The sequence below is a fragment of the Actinokineospora sp. UV203 genome (genome assembly GCF_056323665.1).
Window position 1 is genome coordinate 1 of the sequence record NZ_CM150484.1, and the last position, 15,876, is coordinate 15,876.

8 protein-coding genes and 3 rRNA genes are annotated in these 15,876 nt (G+C 66.6%); all 11 read left to right on the top strand.

All coding sequences use genetic code 11. From position 1 onward, the window contains the following. Positions 1 to 199: 199 nt before the first annotated feature. Positions 200 to 1,717, top strand: a 16S ribosomal RNA gene (locus tag ACUZ2Y_RS00005). 370 nt (positions 1,718 to 2,087) lie between these two features. After that, a 23S ribosomal RNA gene (locus tag ACUZ2Y_RS00010) occupies positions 2,088 to 5,196 on the top strand. 108 nt (positions 5,197 to 5,304) lie between these two features. Next, a 5S ribosomal RNA gene (gene rrf / locus ACUZ2Y_RS00015) occupies positions 5,305 to 5,421 on the top strand. Together the 16S, 23S and 5S rRNA genes form the textbook arrangement of a ribosomal RNA operon. 303 nt (positions 5,422 to 5,724) lie before the next feature. Then, the gene (locus tag ACUZ2Y_RS00020) at positions 5,725 to 8,712 is read left to right on the top strand and encodes a hypothetical protein (RefSeq protein WP_476325606.1); all 2,988 of its coding nucleotides are present in this window, start codon (positions 5,725 to 5,727) and stop codon (positions 8,710 to 8,712) included. A 114-nt stretch (positions 8,713 to 8,826) separates the two neighbouring features. Beyond that, complete coding sequence (locus tag ACUZ2Y_RS00025; RefSeq protein ID WP_476325608.1) at positions 8,827 to 9,813, top strand: HAD-IIA family hydrolase; 987 nt, start codon at positions 8,827 to 8,829, stop codon at positions 9,811 to 9,813. A gap of 41 nt (positions 9,814 to 9,854) precedes the next feature. Then, the gene (locus ACUZ2Y_RS00030) at positions 9,855 to 10,070 is read left to right on the top strand and encodes a hypothetical protein (protein ID WP_476325610.1); all 216 of its coding nucleotides are present in this window, start codon (positions 9,855 to 9,857) and stop codon (positions 10,068 to 10,070) included. A 4-nt stretch (positions 10,071 to 10,074) separates the two neighbouring features. After that, on the top strand, positions 10,075 to 10,884 hold the full coding sequence (locus tag ACUZ2Y_RS00035; RefSeq protein ID WP_476325612.1) for a TlyA family RNA methyltransferase: 810 nt from the start codon (positions 10,075 to 10,077) through the stop codon (positions 10,882 to 10,884). Continuing rightward, on the top strand, positions 10,881 to 11,768 hold the full coding sequence (locus ACUZ2Y_RS00040) for an NAD kinase (protein WP_476325614.1): 888 nt from the start codon (positions 10,881 to 10,883) through the stop codon (positions 11,766 to 11,768). Before ACUZ2Y_RS00035 ends, ACUZ2Y_RS00040 begins: the two co-directional genes overlap by 4 nt. 55 nt (positions 11,769 to 11,823) lie before the next feature. Further along, a complete protein-coding gene (gene recN / locus ACUZ2Y_RS00045) occupies positions 11,824 to 13,596 on the top strand; it encodes a DNA repair protein RecN (RefSeq protein ID WP_476325616.1) in 1,773 nt (590 codons plus the stop codon). A 146-nt stretch (positions 13,597 to 13,742) separates the two neighbouring features. Next, a complete protein-coding gene (steA, locus tag ACUZ2Y_RS00050) occupies positions 13,743 to 14,927 on the top strand; it encodes a putative cytokinetic ring protein SteA (protein WP_476325618.1) in 1,185 nt (394 codons plus the stop codon). After that, on the top strand, positions 14,924 to 15,865 hold the full coding sequence (locus ACUZ2Y_RS00055; RefSeq protein ID WP_476325620.1) for a copper transporter: 942 nt from the start codon (positions 14,924 to 14,926) through the stop codon (positions 15,863 to 15,865). Before steA ends, ACUZ2Y_RS00055 begins: the two co-directional genes overlap by 4 nt. Positions 15,866 to 15,876: the final 11 nt, after the last annotated feature.

The window sequence follows — 15,876 nt, forward strand, 5'->3', positions numbered from 1 at the left end:
AAAAACTTGTTAGCAATACCAGCCTCTGATGCTGTCGCTCCTTACGGGGTGGTTATTCGGATGTGCGTGTGTTGTTTGAGAACTCAACAGTGTGCCGATTTAAGCCAGTAGAGCTTAAATATAGAACCCCTTTAGTGGGTTCCTTTGAGATGAATTGATGCCAGTTTTGGTGTCTTTTTGTCAGGTTGTCAAACATTCATTATTGGAGAGTTTGATCCTGGCTCAGGACGAACGCTGGCGGCGTGCTTAACACATGCAAGTCGAGCGGTAAGGCCCTTCGGGGTACACGAGCGGCGAACGGGTGAGTAACACGTGGGTAATCTGCCCTGCACTCTGGGATAAGCCCGGGAAACTGGGTCTAATACCGGATATGACCACTTCACGCATGTGTTGTGGTGGAAAGTTCCGGCGGTGCAGGATGAACCCGCGGCCTATCAGCTTGTTGGTGGGGTAATGGCCTACCAAGGCGACGACGGGTAGCCGGCCTGAGAGGGCGACCGGCCACACTGGGACTGAGACACGGCCCAGACTCCTACGGGAGGCAGCAGTGGGGAATATTGCACAATGGGCGAAAGCCTGATGCAGCGACGCCGCGTGAGGGATGACGGCCTTCGGGTTGTAAACCTCTTTCAGCAGGGACGAAGCGCAAGTGACGGTACCTGCAGAAGAAGCACCGGCTAACTACGTGCCAGCAGCCGCGGTAATACGTAGGGTGCGAGCGTTGTCCGGAATTATTGGGCGTAAAGAGCTCGTAGGCGGTTTGTTGCGTCGGCCGTGAAAACCTGGGGCTTAACCCTGGGCCTGCGGTCGATACGGGCAGACTTGAGTTCGGTAGGGGAGACTGGAATTCCTGGTGTAGCGGTGAAATGCGCAGATATCAGGAGGAACACCGGTGGCGAAGGCGGGTCTCTGGGCCGATACTGACGCTGAGGAGCGAAAGCGTGGGGAGCGAACAGGATTAGATACCCTGGTAGTCCACGCCGTAAACGGTGGGTGCTAGGTGTGGGGAACATTCCACGTTCTCCGTGCCGTAGCTAACGCATTAAGCACCCCGCCTGGGGAGTACGGCCGCAAGGCTAAAACTCAAAGGAATTGACGGGGGCCCGCACAAGCGGCGGAGCATGTGGATTAATTCGATGCAACGCGAAGAACCTTACCTAGGCTTGACATGGACCGGAAACCTGCAGAGATGTAGGCCCCCTTGTGGTCGGTTCACAGGTGGTGCATGGCTGTCGTCAGCTCGTGTCGTGAGATGTTGGGTTAAGTCCCGCAACGAGCGCAACCCTCGTTCTATGTTGCCAGCGCGTAATGGCGGGGACTCATAGGAGACTGCCGGGGTCAACTCGGAGGAAGGTGGGGATGACGTCAAGTCATCATGCCCCTTATGTCTAGGGCTTCACACATGCTACAATGGCCGGTACAGAGGGCTGCGAGACCGCGAGGTGGAGCGAATCCCTTAAAGCCGGTCTCAGTTCGGATCGGGGTCTGCAACTCGACCCCGTGAAGTCGGAGTCGCTAGTAATCGCAGATCAGCAACGCTGCGGTGAATACGTTCCCGGGCCTTGTACACACCGCCCGTCACGTCACGAAAGTCGGTAACACCCGAAGCCCATGGCCCAACTGCTTGCAGAGGGAGTGGTCGAAGGTGGGACTGGCGATTGGGACGAAGTCGTAACAAGGTAGCCGTACCGGAAGGTGCGGCTGGATCACCTCCTTTCTAAGGAGCATCTGACCCGCGGACCACTTGTGGTTCGTGTGGGAGGGCCATGCTGCCAGCGAATGCCTGGTGGGTGGTTGCTCATTCGCTGTGGAACTACTGGACGAGCTGAGACTCGCGGCGCCGGTCATCCGGTTAGTACTGCACATCCGTAAGGGTGCGCGTGGAACGCTGAGGACCGGGGTTGTGGAGTGGATGTGTGTCGGCACACTGTTGGGTCCTGAGACAACACCCGTTGTGGGGTTGTCCTCTGGTCAGGGCCACCGCAAAGAACAAACCGTGGAAGCGGAAGCTTCGGTAGGTGTTCTTGAGATTGTGGTGGGTTTCTGGTTGGTGTTTGAGAACTGCACAGTGGATGCGAGCATCTTTGTAGCAAGATATTAAGGGCATACGGTGGATGTCTAGGCATCAGGAGCCGATGAAGGACGTAGGAGGCTGCGATAAGCCTCGGGGAGCTGTCAACCGAGCTGAGATCCGAGGATGTCCGAATGGGGAAACCCGGCATCAGTCATGTGGTGTCACCCGCACCTGAATCTATAGGGTGTGTGGAGGGAACGCGGGGAAGTGAAACATCTCAGTACCCGTAGGAAGAGAAAACAACCGTGATTCCGTGAGTAGTGGCGAGCGAAAGCGGATGAGGCTAAACCGGATACGTGTGATACCCGGCAGGGGTTGCGTGTTCGGGGTCGTGGGACCTTTCTAACAGATCTGCCGGTCTGTTGAGGAGTTAGAAAACACTTGGGTTAGTGGAACGTTGCTGGAAAGCGCGACCGTAGAGGGTGAGAGTCCCGTACGTGAAAACCCGGTGTCTCCTGAGAGTGTTCCCAAGTAGCAGCGAGCTCGTGAAATTTGCTGTGAATCTGGCGGGACCACCCGCTAAGCCTAAATACTTCCTGATGACCGATAGCGGACTAGTACCGTGAGGGAAAGATGAAAAGTACCCCGGGAGGGGAGTGAAAGAGTACCTGAAACCGTGTGCCTACAAGCCGTCAGAGCCTTTCGGGGTGATGGCGTGCCTTTTGAAGAATGAGCCTGCGAGTTAGTGCTGCGTGGCGAGGTTAACCCGTGTGGGGTAGCCGTAGCGAAAGCGAGTCTGAATAGGGCGCTTGAGTCGCGTGGTCTAGACCCGAAGCGGAGTGATCTACCCATGGCCAGGGTGAAGCGACGGTAAGACGTCGTGGAGGCCCGAACCCACTTAGGTTGAAAACTGAGGGGATGAGCTGTGGGTAGGGGTGAAAGGCCAATCAAACTCCGTGATAGCTGGTTCTCCCCGAAATGCATTTAGGTGCAGCGTCGCATGTTTCACGCCGGGGGTAGAGCACTGGATGGTCTAGGGGGCCTACAAGCTTACCGAAATCAACCAAACTCCGAATACCGGTGTGTTAGAGTGCGGCAGTGAGACTGCGGGCGATAAGGTTCGTAGTCGAGAGGGAAACAGCCCAGAACACCAGCTAAGGCCCCTAAGTGTGTGCTAAGTGGGAAAGGATGTGGGGTCGCCCAGACAACCAGGAGGTTGGCTTAGAAGCAGCCACCCTTGAAAGAGTGCGTAATAGCTCACTGGTCAAGTGGTCCTGCGCCGACAATGTAGCGGGGCTTAAGCACACCGCCGAAGCTGTGTCATTCACACAATACATCCACCGTGTCTTTCGGGATTCGGTGCAGTGGTGTGGATGGGTAGGGGAGCGTCGTGCAGCCATGGAAGCGCCGGAGTGATCCAGGTGTGGAGGCTGTGCGAGTGAGAATGCAGGCATGAGTAGCGAAAGAAGAGTGAGAAACTCTTCCGCCGGATGACCAAGGGTTCCTGGGCCAGGCTAATCCGCCCAGGGTAAGTCGGGACCTAAGGCGAGGCCGACAGGCGTAGTCGATGGACAACGGGTTGATATTCCCGTACCCGTGTGGACGCGTCCCTGGTGAGCTCGGTGATACTAACCGCCCAAAGCGAGTCTGGTCTTCGGACCGGGTGAGTGGAGCGCGGGACCTGATCCGGTAGTAGCCAAACGATGGGGTGACGCAGGAGGGTAGCTCCGCCAGCAGTTGGTGTCTGGTGTAAGCGTGTAGGCCGGTTGATAGGCAAATCCGTCAACCGTTAAGGCTGAGACGTGATGCATAGCCGAATGAGGCGAAGTAGAGTGATCCCATGCTGCCGAGAAAAGCCTCTAGTGAGTTTCCACGCGGCCCGTACCCCAAACCGACACAGGTGGTCAGGTAGAGAATACCAAGGCGATCGGGTGAACTATGGTTAAGGAACTCGGCAAAATGCCCCCGTAACTTCGGGAGAAGGGGGGCCACAGCGCTTGAAGCCTCTTGCAGGCTAGGGCGAGGTGGCCGCAGAGACCAGCGAGAAGCGACTGTTTACTAAAAACACAGGTCCGTGCGAAGTCGCAAGACGATGTATACGGACTGACGCCTGCCCGGTGCTGGAACGTTAAGAGGACCGGTTAGTCCTTCGGGGCGAAGCTGAGAATTTAAGCGCCAGTAAACGGCGGTGGTAACTATAACCATCCTAAGGTAGCGAAATTCCTTGTCGGGTAAGTTCCGACCTGCACGAATGGCGTAACGACTTCTCGACTGTCTCAACCATAGGCCCGGCGAAATTGCACTACGAGTAAAGATGCTCGTTACGCGCGGCAGGACGGAAAGACCCCGGGACCTTTACTATAGCTTGGTATTGGTGCTTGGTTCGGTTTGTGTAGGATAGGTGGGAGACTGTGAAGCCCTCACGCCAGTGTGGGTGGAGTCAATCTTGAAATACCACTCTGATCGTACTGAGTGTCTAACTTCGGACCGTGATCCGGTTCAGGGACAGTGCCTGGTGGGTAGTTTAACTGGGGCGGTTGCCTCCCAAAGGGTAACGGAGGCGCCCAAAGGTTCCCTCAGCCTGGTTGGCAATCAGGTGTCGAGTGCAAGTGCACAAGGGAGCTTGACTGTGAGACTGACAGGTCGAGCAGGGACGAAAGTCGGGACTAGTGATCCGGCGCTGGCTGGTGGAAGCGGCGTCGCTCAACGGATAAAAGGTACCCCGGGGATAACAGGCTGATCTTGCCCAAGAGTCCATATCGACGGCATGGTTTGGCACCTCGATGTCGGCTCGTCGCATCCTGGGGCTGGAGTAGGTCCCAAGGGTTGGGCTGTTCGCCCATTAAAGCGGTACGCGAGCTGGGTTTAGAACGTCGTGAGACAGTTCGGTCCCTATCCGCCGCGCGCGCAGGAGACTTGAGGAAGGCTGTCCCTAGTACGAGAGGACCGGGACGGACGAACCTCTGGTGTGCCAGTTGTCCCGCCAGGGGCATGGCTGGTTGGCTACGTTCGGAAGGGATAACCGCTGAAGGCATCTAAGCGGGAAGCCTGTTCCAAGATGAGGTCTCCCACCCCCTTTGAGGGGTTAAGGCCCCCAGCAGACCACTGGGTTGATAGGCCGGAAATGGAAGCCCAGTAATGGGTGGAGTTGACCGGTACTAATAGGCCGAGGGCTTGCTACAAACATGCTACGCATCCACTGTGCGGTGTCTGAGACACCAACCACCCCACCACCACAACACCTACGTGTGTTCTGGGTTGGTGGGTTGAGGTTGACAGTTTCATAGAGTTACGGCGGTCATAGCGGCAGGGAAACGCCCGGTCCCATCCCGAACCCGGAAGCTAAGCCTGCCAGCGCCGATGGTACTGCACTCGTGAGGGTGTGGGAGAGTAGGACGCCGCCGGACAATCATTCCCAAAGGGGCTTGTGGAGGAGCACGTTTAAGCGTGCACTGTCCACAGGCCCCTTTGGCGTCATTGTAGAGAAATTGTTGCGGGGCAGGACCCGCACGCGGGAGGACGAAGTGTCGGAGTTCGGGCGACGGGACGATTCGGGCGGTAACGACCGCCGGGGCAGCGACCGCGGATCGGGAACGGGCCGCGCGAACAGCGGCAGCCGTGGCGCCCCCCGCCGCGATACCTCACCAAGCCGCGACTTCAAGCCCCGCCGCGACGACAGCTCCCGCGGTGGTGACCGTGCCACCGGTTCCGTGTGGCGCCGTGACGACTCGCGTTCCGGCGAGGCAGGCCGCCCGCACCGGGGTAGCTCCCAGGACCGCGGCGGCTACCGCCCGAACCCGGCGGGCGGCGACAGCCGAGGCGGCTACCGAGGCACCTCCAGCGACTCGCGCCCAGGCGCCGACTCGCGAGGCTCCAGCTACCGCCCGCGCGACGACCGCGGCGGCTCGCGGTCCAACGACCGTGACGACCGCGGCGGTTATCGCGGCGGCGACCGCGACTCACGCGGCGGCTCCGGCGACTCCCGTGGTTCCTCGGGCGGTTACCGCGGTGGTTCCAGTGACTCGCGTGGTGGTTCGTCGGGTGGTTACCGTGGCGGGTCGAGTGATGCGCGTGGTGGTTCGACTGGTGGTTACCGCGGTGGGTCTAGCGATTCGCGTGGTGGTTCGACTGGTGGTTACCGCGGTGGATCTAGCGATTCGCGTGGTGGTTCGTCGGGTGGATACCGTGGCGGGTCGAGTGACTCGCGTGGTGGTTCGTCGGGTGGATACCGTGGCGGGTCGAGCGATTCGCGTGGTGGTTCGTCGGGTGGATACCGTGGCGGGTCGAGCGATTCGCGTGGTGGCTCCTCCGGTGGATACCGTGGCGACCGCGACTCAGGCCCCGGCGGCTACAAGTCTGGTGACCGCGACACCCGTGGTAGCTCCAGCGACCGTGGTGGCTACAAGCCCGCGGACCGCGACAGCCGTGGCCAGGGCGATCGCCCCAGCTACCGCTCCAACGACCGCGACGACCGCGGCGGCTACAAGTCCGGCGACCGCGACAGCCGCGGCGGATCCAGCGACCGTGGTGACCGTCCCAGCTACCGCCCGTCCGGTAAGGACGACCGCGGCGGCTACAAGGGCTCGTCGAGCACCGGTTCCAGTGACCGGCCGAGCTACCGCCCGTCCGATCGGGACAGCCGCGGTGGCTCCAGCGACCGCCCCGACCGCCCGAACCGCGGCGGCTACGAGCGCGGCACCTCCGGTGACCGCCCCACTTACCGCGCGGCGAGCAAGGACGACCGTGGTGGCTACCGCGGCTCCTCCAGCACCGGTTCCAGCGACCGTGGCGGTTACCGCCCGGCCGACAAGGACAGCCGTGGCGGCTACAAGCCCGCCGACCGCGACAGCCGTGGCCAGGGCGACCGCACCGGCTACCGGTCCAACGACCGTGATGACCGAGGCCCGCGTTCGGACTCCCGCGACGGCCGTGGTTCCAGCGATCGCCCCAGCTACCGGCCGGCCGACAGGGACAGCCGCGGCGGTTCCAGCGACCGCGGTGACCGTCCCAGCTACCGCCCGTCCGGCAAGGACGACCGCGGCGGTTACCGCGGTTCGTCCAGCACGAGCGACCGTGGTGACCGTCCGAGCTACCGCCCGTCCGGTAAGGATGACCGTGGTGGTTACCGCGGTTCGTCCAGCACGAGCGACCGTAGCGATCGACCGAGCTACCGCCCGTCCGACAAAGATGACCGTGGTGGTTACCGGGGTTCATCCAGCACCGGTTCCAGCGACGACCGCGGCGGTTACCGCGGTTCGTCGAGCACCGGTTCGCGTGACGACCGTGGTGGCTACAAGGCAGGCAGTGGCTCCCGCGACGACCGCGGTGGTGCCCGCGACGGCCGCAGCACCCGCCCCACCGGCAAGAGCGAGCGCGGTGGCTACAAGCCCGCCGACCGTCCCGGTTTTCGCCCCAGCCATCGCGACGACCGACCGCCCTACCAGACCCGCGAGAATGTCGAAGACATCGCGTCGACGGATGAGTCCGTCGCAGGCGAATCCAGCGAATCCACTGTGCAGGCAACGGAAGCAGCCTCGGCCGAGGTCGTTTCCGACAGCCCCGTGACCGCACCGGACGCTGAGGCTCCGGCCGAGCGGAGGTTCGACCGGGACGAGGAGCGCCGTCCGCGCCGCGACGACGGTGACCGGCGTCCGCGCCGGGAAGACCGTCCCCGCGAAGAGCGTCCCCGCCGCGAGGGCGACGCCCCGTTCGACAGTGGCCCGGCGGTGCCGGAAGGCGCCGACTACGCCAACCTCGACGTCGAGGCTCGCGCCGGGCTGCGGAGCCTGCCCAAGTCGCTGGCCGAGATGATCGGCAAGCACCTGGTCGCCGCGGGCATGCTCATCGACGAGGACCCGCAGCGGGCTCTCGTCCACGCCCGCTATGCCCGTGAGCGCGCTGCTCGCGTGGCCATCGTCCGCGAGGCAGCCGGTCTGACCGCGTACCACGCGGGGGAGTGGGCCGAGGCCCTGTCCGAGCTGCGGGCGGTGCGCCGGATGAGTGGCGGCAACGCCCACATCGCCGTGATGGCCGACTGCGAGCGCGCCATGGGCAGGCCCGAGAAGGCGTTGGAACTGGCGAAGGAAGCCGGTTCCGACCTGCCCGCCGACGTCGCCGTGGAGCTGCGGATCGTCACCGCGGGTGCCCGGCGTGACATGGGGCAGCTTGATGCCGCCGTCGTCGCGCTGCAGGGCCCGGACCTCGACCCGAAGCGCCACGACCCGTGGAGCGCGCGCCTGTTCTACGCCTACGCCGACAACCTGGAAGCCGCGGGCCGCACCGACGACGCGATCCGCTGGTTCCTCAACGCCGCGCAGGTCGACGACGACGAGGACACCGACGCCGCTGAGCGCGCGTTCGCCCTCGGCGCCGACGAAGCCGAAGTGGCCGCCGTGCTCCCGGGCGAGACCCTCGAAATCGAGATCGAGATCGAGGTCGAACCCCTGCCCGCCGACGACACCGCCGACGACACCGACACCGACACCGACGGCGACGGCGACGGCGACACCGACACCGACGGCGACACCGACTCCGATGTCGACGCGGAACCGTTGGTGGACAAGGCCTCCGAAGCCGACGTGGCTGACGGCGAAACTGATGCGGCGGCCGACAAGCCCGGCGCTGAAGCCGACGACACGGCGGATTCGGTGCCCGACACCGAAACCGCCGCAGACAAGGACTCCACCGACCGAAGCTGAGAATCGGCTGGCCGCACCCAAGGGGCCACCGTGACGGCGCTCAACCACGGTCACCGACTTCCGTGGGCGTCGCCACATCGGTGACCAAGCTTCAAATTTCGGGGAGGCGGACTAGTGCTCGACCGCTACGACGCACTGCTGCTGGACCTCGACGGCACCGTCTACCGCGGTGGCGAAGCCATCCCAGGCGCGGCCCCGGCCGTCCTGGCCGCCCGCGACCAGGGCGTCGCGGTGCGGTTCGTCACGAACAACGCCTCACGGGCGCCAGAAGAAGTCGCGGCGCACCTCACCGGGATCGGCATCACCGCCGACCCCGGTGAGGTCAGCACCAGCGCCCAGGCGGGCGCCGCCGTGCTCGGCGAGCACCTCGACGCCGACGACGAAGTCCTCGTCATCGGTTCCGACGCGCTCGCCGACGAGGTCGTCAAGGCCGGTTTCCGCGTGGTCCGTGTGGCAGGCCCGGACACCAAAGCCGTGTTGCAGGGCCTTTCCCCGAAGACCGCCTGGCCTGACCTCGCCGAAGCGTGCGTCGCCATCCGCGCCGGGGCGCTTTGGGTCGCCTGCAACGTCGACCGGACTCTCCCAACCGAACGCGGTCTGCTGCCGGGCAACGGTTCCCTCGTCCACGCCCTGCGCGTGGCGACCGACCGCGAGCCGCTGGTGGCGGGCAAACCGGCGAAGCCGCTGATGGCCGAGTCCGTCCGCTCCGCAGGCGCCGACCGCCCACTGGTCGTCGGCGACCGCCTCGACACCGACATCGAAGGCGCCGTGACGGCCAAGCTCGACTCCCTGCTCGTCCTCACCGGCGTCGCCACCCCGCGTGACCTGCTGGAGGCCGGCGCGCACGAGCGCCCCACCTACGTCGCCGAAGACCTCGCCGCGCTCACCGAACCGGCCCCCGAATTCACCGCGAAGCCCGGTTGGACCGTCGAAGCGACGGACGGCCACCTGACAGCGAGCGGCGAGGGCGACCACCTCGACCTCCTGCGTGCCCTCTGCGCCGCGCACTGGGCCGGGGACGGCGGTCCCGTGACCGTGCGGTCGGCGAATAGGGGCGCGGCAGCCGCACTCAGTGCGCTGGGACTCTCCGGGCCGCGCTGACGCGGTCATACCCGTCGATCGGATAGCGTGGAGGGGTGCAGGTGGATTTCGACGAAACCAGGCCACGGCCCGTCCCCGGGCCGCCGCCCAGCGGCGCCGTGACCGACAACGATCCAGTCATCGACGACGCGGCGATCAACGACGCCGTCGCGGGTCTCAATGGCCTCGACGCGCTGTCGGTCGCCGATCACGTCGAGCGCTACGACACCGTGCACGTCGCGCTGACCGCGGCCCTCGCCGGCATCGACAAGGTCTGACCCGGTGCCGCCCAAGAGGGCGCGGCTCGACGCGGAACTGGTGCGCCGAGGCCTCGCCCGCTCGCGGGAACACGCTTCCCAGCTCATCTCCGACGGCCGGGTCACCATCCGCGGCACCGTCGCGACCAAAGCCGCCACCGGTGTCGAGAACGACGCCCCCATCGTGCTCCGCGACGACGTCGAAGACCCCAACTGGGCCTCCCGCGGCGCCCACAAACTGATCGGCGCGCTCGACGCGTTCGGCATCGCCGTGGAAGGCAAGCGCTGCCTCGACGCGGGCGCGTCCACCGGCGGATTCACCGATGTCCTCCTGCGCCGAGGCGCCACCCAGGTCGTCGCCGCCGATGTCGGCCGCGGCCTGCTGGTCTGGCGCCTGCAGACTGACGACCGCGTCCTGGTCCGCGACAAGACAAACGTGCGCGCGCTGACCGCCGAGGACACCGACGGCCCGGTCGACCTGATCGTCGCCGACCTGTCGTTCATCTCTCTCGGTCTGGTCCTGCCCGCCCTGCTGGCCTGCGCGAACCCGGACGCCGACCTGCTGCCGATGGTCAAACCCCAGTTCGAGGTCGGCAAGGAGCGGCTCGGCACCGGCGGCGTCGTCCGCAGTCCCGGACTGCGCGCCGAAGCTGTTCTGGGCGTCATCGAGACCGCCGCGCGCAAGGGGCTGCGCGCGCACGGTGTCGTGGCCAGCCCGCTGCCCGGCCCGTCCGGGAACGTCGAATACTTCGTCTGGCTGCGCCGCGGCGAACCGCTGCCCGAGGCGGAGGCGCGCGCACTGGTCGAGAAGGCCGTCGAGGAAGGGCCGCAATGACGGACCGCGAGATCCTGCTGGTCGTGCACACCGGCCGCGTCGAGAACCGGCGCACCGCGGAGAAGGTCGCGGGCGCGTTCGCCGCCGCGGGCGTGCGGCTGCGCGTCCTCGACGACGAGGCCCCCGACCTCGACCCGTCTTGCTACGGGCGGGTGGTCCCGCTCGGCCCGGAGGCGGCGGTCGGCGCCGAACTGGTCTTCGTCCTCGGCGGCGACGGCACCCTGCTGCGTGCCGCCGAACTCGCGCGGCCCGCGGGTGTGCCGGTGCTCGGCGTCAACCTCGGCCGGGTCGGCTTCCTCGCGGAGGCTGAGTCGGATGCCTTGGAGGAAGCCGTCAGCCTTGTAGTCACCCAGGGATACCGGGTCGAAGAGCGGATGACCGTGGACGTCATCGCCCGGCTCGACGGACAGATCATCGCCGACACGTGGGCGCTCAACGAGGCCAGCGTCGAGAAGAGCAGCCGCGAACGCATCCTCGACGTGCGCATCGAGGTCGACGGCCGCCCGGTGTCCTCCTTCGGCTGCGACGGTGTCCTGTGCGCCACGCCGACCGGGTCGACCGCCTACGCGTACTCCGCGGGCGGGCCGATCGTGTGGCCCGACGTGCAGGCGATGCTCGTGGTGCCCAGCAACGCGCACGCGATGTTCTCCCGGCCGATGGCGGTCTCGCCGCACTCCGTCGTGGCCGTCGAGGTCGACCCGGCCGGGCACCCGGCCGTGCTGTGCTGCGACGGCCGCCGCACCTTCGACATCCCGCCGGGCTCCCGGATCGAGATCGTGGGCGGGAAACTGCCGATCAAGCTGGTCCGGCTGCGCGACGAGCCGTTCACCGACCGGCTGGTCGACAAGTTCGATCTGCCGGTGCAGGGGTGGCGATCCCGGTGACACCCGCACCCGGATGTCAGACGGAGCCGCTAGGGTGCGCCCTGTGCTAGCCGAGATGCGTATCCAGGACCTCGGCGTGATCGATGAGGCCACGCTGGAGCTCCACCCCGGATTCACCGTCGTCACCGGCGAGACCGGTGCGGGCAAGACGATGGTCGTCACCGGCCTGCACCTGCTCTCCGGCGGCCGAGCCGAGGCGTCCCGTGTGCGCAGCGGGAAGTCCAAGGCCGTCGTCGAGGGCCGGTTCGAGGGCCTGACCGGGTCCCCAGCCGCGGCGGTTGCCACCGAGGCGGGCGCCGAACCCGACGACGACGGCAGCCTGATCGCGCTGCGCAGCGTCAACAGCGACGGCCGTTCCCGCGCGCACCTCGGCGGCCGATCTGTGCCCGTCGGCGTGCTGTCCGACCTCGCCGAGCAGCTGATCGCGGTGCACGGGCAGAACGACCAGCTCCGTCTGCTGCGCCCGGCCGAGCAGCGCGCGGTCATCGACCGCTACGCGGGCGAGGCCCTCAGCTCCGTGCTGGCCGACTACCGCCGCGTCCGCGACGAGTGGATCGCCGTCAGCACCGAGCTCACCGACCGCACCCGCCGCGCCAAGGAGATGGCCCGCGAGGCCGAAGTCCTGCGGCTGGGTCTGGACGAGATCGCCGCGGTCGACCCGAAGCCGGGCGAGGACGTCGAACTCGTCGACCGCGCCCGCAGGCTCGCCGACGCGGACCAACTACGGGAAGCCGCCACCGGCGCCAGCCTCGCCGTGTCGGGATCACCCGACGGCGACCCGGATCTGCCCGGCGCCCTCGGCGCCATCGGCGAAGCCCAGCGCCGCCTCGCGGGCGCCGACGACCCGCGTCTGCGTGAGCTGGAACCGCGCCTGGCCGAGGCCGCCGTGCTGCTGACCGACGTCGGCTCCGAGCTGACCGCCTACCTCGACTCCCTCGACGCCGACCCGGCCGTGCTGGAGCAGGTCCTCGCGCGTCAAGCCGAGTTGAAGACCATCACCCGCAAGTACGCCGCCGACATCGACGGTGTCCTCGCCTGGGGCCGCGACGCGAACGAGAAGCTGGCGAGCCTCGACACCTCCGAGGGCGCCCTCGGCGAACTGGCCGCCCGCAAGATCGCGCTGGCCCAGCAGCTCGCCGGGATCGCGGTGGCACTGACCGCCGACCGCGAGAAGGCCGCCGAGGAACTGGCGAAGGCCGTCACGGACGAACTGGGCGGGCTCGCGATGGGCCAGTCCAGCATCCAGATCACCGTCCGCCCCCGCACCGCCGACGACGGCGACCCGGTGGCGCTCGACGTGGCGGGCCAAACCCTGCACGCGGGCGCCGACGGCGTCGACGACGTCGAGCTGCTGCTCGTCGCCCACGATGGAGCGCTTCCGCTGCCGGTGCACAAGGGCGCGTCGGGCGGTGAGCTGTCGCGGGTGATGCTGGCGATCGAGGTCGTCCTGGCCCACTCCGACCCGGTGCCGACCTTGGTGTTCGACGAGGTGGACGCCGGTGTGGGCGGTCGGGCGGCGGTGGAGATCGGCCGCAGGCTGGCCCGGCTGGCGCGCAGCCACCAGGTCATCGTGGTCACCCACCTGGCGCAGGTCGCCGCGTTCGCCGACCGCCACCTGATCGTCGACAAGAGCGCCACCGGCGGCGTCACCCGAAGCGATGTGCGGACCCTGGACGAGCCGACGCGGGTCATCGAGCTGGCCCGCATGCTCGCGGGCATGGAGTCCACGGAAACCGGCCGCGCCCACGCGGAAGAGCTGCTGGCCTTGGCCGACGGCGAAAAACACGACTGGGAACTCACCGGCAAACCCCGACCCAAACGCCGCTGACCCCAACCGCGAGTCTTCATTTCCCGATAACGAGTGCTCAATTCAGGCGGCTTGCCGTGCCTGAATTGAGCACTCGTTGTCGGAAATGAAGACTCGCGACGGCGTGGCAAACGGACCAACCCGGATCGGTTTGTCACCATCGGGCCATGAAGCTTCCCGGCGTCCTCCATCGATCACAGCACGCCCTGCCAGGGGTGACCGGCGTCGCACGGGTCGACAGGCGTACCGGTGACCTGCTGCGCCGAGTGTCCCAGGGGGACATCGTCGTCCTCGACCAGCTCGATCTCGACCGCGCCACCGCCGACGCCCTGGTGCGCGCCGAGGTCGGCGCCGTGGTCAACGCGTCCCCCTCCATCTCCGGTCGCTTCCCCAATCTCGGGCCCGAAGTCCTTGTCGGAGCGGGTGTCCCGCTGATCGACGGCGTCGGCCAGGACGCGCTGCGGGCGATCAAGGAAGGCACGAAGCTCCGCCTCCACGACGGCACCGTCTACATCGGCGAACGCGAGATCGCGCAGGGTGTCCAGCAGACCCCCGAGTCCGTGGCCGACCAGATGATCGAGGCCAAGGCGGGCATGTCCGCGCAGCTGGAGGCGTTCTCCGCGAACACCATGGAGTTTCTGCACCGCGAGCGCACGATGATCCTCGACGGTGTCGGCGTCCCCGAGCTGGGCACGCCGCTCAAAGGCAAGCAGGTCGTCGTCGTCGCGGGCGGCCATGAGCACGTCGCGGACCTCAAGCTGCTCAAGCGCTACATCTCCGAGCACCGCCCGGTCCTGGTCGGCGTCGACTCCGGCGCCGACGCCCTGCGCGTCGCGGGCTACAAGCCGGACATCATCGTGGGCGACCCGCGCGGCATCAGCACCGAGACGCTGCGGTCCGGCGCCGAGGTCGTCGTGCCCGCGCAGACCGACGGACACGCGCCCGGTCTCGTCCGCATCCAGGACCTGGGCATCGGCGCGGTGACGTTCCCCGCGTCCGGCAACGCCGAGGACTTGGCGCTGCTGCTGGCCGACTTCCACGACGCCACCCTGGTGGTCACGGTCGGTTTCCAGGCCACCCTCAGGGAATTTCTCGACCGGGGCCGCTCCGGCTCCAACCCGTCCACCTTCCTGACCCGGCTCAAGCTCGGCGGCAAGCTCGTCGACGGCAAGGCCGTCGCCGCGCTGCACCGCAGCCGGGTGTCCGTCGCCGCCATCGTGCTGCTGGTCATGGCGGCGATGGTCGCGATCGCCGCGGCGCTGGTCGTGTCCGGTGTGGGCGCGGCGTACACCGACTCGATCATCGGCACGTGGAACTCGTTCGTCGACTGGTTCAAGGGGCTGTTCTCGTGATCTCGCTGCGCTACCACGTCATCTCGATCGCCGCGGTCTTCCTCGCGCTCGCTGTCGGCGTGGTGCTGGGCTCGACCACGCTGAGCCGCACGCTGCTGTCCGGGCTCAACAACGAGAACAGCGAACTCGGCACCCAGGTCACCGAACTCGAAGACCAGCGCAACGCCCTCAACGCCCGCCTCGGCGACGCCGACTCGTTCGCCGCGACCATCGGCCCGGGCGCGGTCAAGGGCTCCCTCGCGCAGCGCACGGTCGTGTTGGTGACGACCGCCGACGCGCGACCGTCCGACCGCGACTCCCTCAAGGGCCTGGTGGCCAACGCGGGCGCGACCGTCACCGGGGAGCTGCAGCTGACCGACGCCTTCGCCGACCAGAGCCGCGCCGACGAGCTCAAGGACATCGTCACCCGGCTGCTCCCCGCCGGTGTGCAGCTGCCGACCGTCAGCGACCCGGGCTCGCTCGCGGGCGGTCTGCTGGGCCCGCTGATGCTCATCAGCAAGACCGACAACAAGCCGCAGCTCACCCCCGAGGAGGCGGCCGCGGTGCTGGCCGGGCTGACCGACGGCGGGTTCGTCAAGGCATCCCCGGAACTCAAGCCCGCGCAGCTCGCGATCATCCTGACCGGTGGCGCCGCGTCCGGTGACGGCGCGGGCGACCGCGCGGCCACCGTCGCGCGTTTCGCCGCCCAGGTGGACCGCTCCGGTGCCGGTGCGGTGCTCGCCGGGTCGACGGGCTCGGCGAACGGGACCGGCGCCGTGGGCGTGATCCGCGCGGACACGGCGGCGTCGTCGATCCTCTCGACGGTGGACAACGCCGACACGCCGGCGGGCCGGATCGTCACGATCCTGGCGCTCGGCGAGCAGCTGGAAGGCAAGGCGGGCCGGTACGGGAACGCGGGCAACGCGCAAGCCCCCGCACCCGGTGCCCCAGCCGAGTAGAACTCCACGCA

Coding starts and splice junctions, on each gene's coding strand:
- ACUZ2Y_RS00040 (WP_476325614.1), top strand. CDS start 10,881: ATGACGGACCGCGAGATCCTGCTGGTCGTGCACACCGGCCGCGTCGAG.
- recN (WP_476325616.1), top strand. CDS start 11,824: ATGCGTATCCAGGACCTCGGCGTGATCGATGAGGCCACGCTGGAGCTC.
- steA (WP_476325618.1), top strand. CDS start 13,743: ATGAAGCTTCCCGGCGTCCTCCATCGATCACAGCACGCCCTGCCAGGG.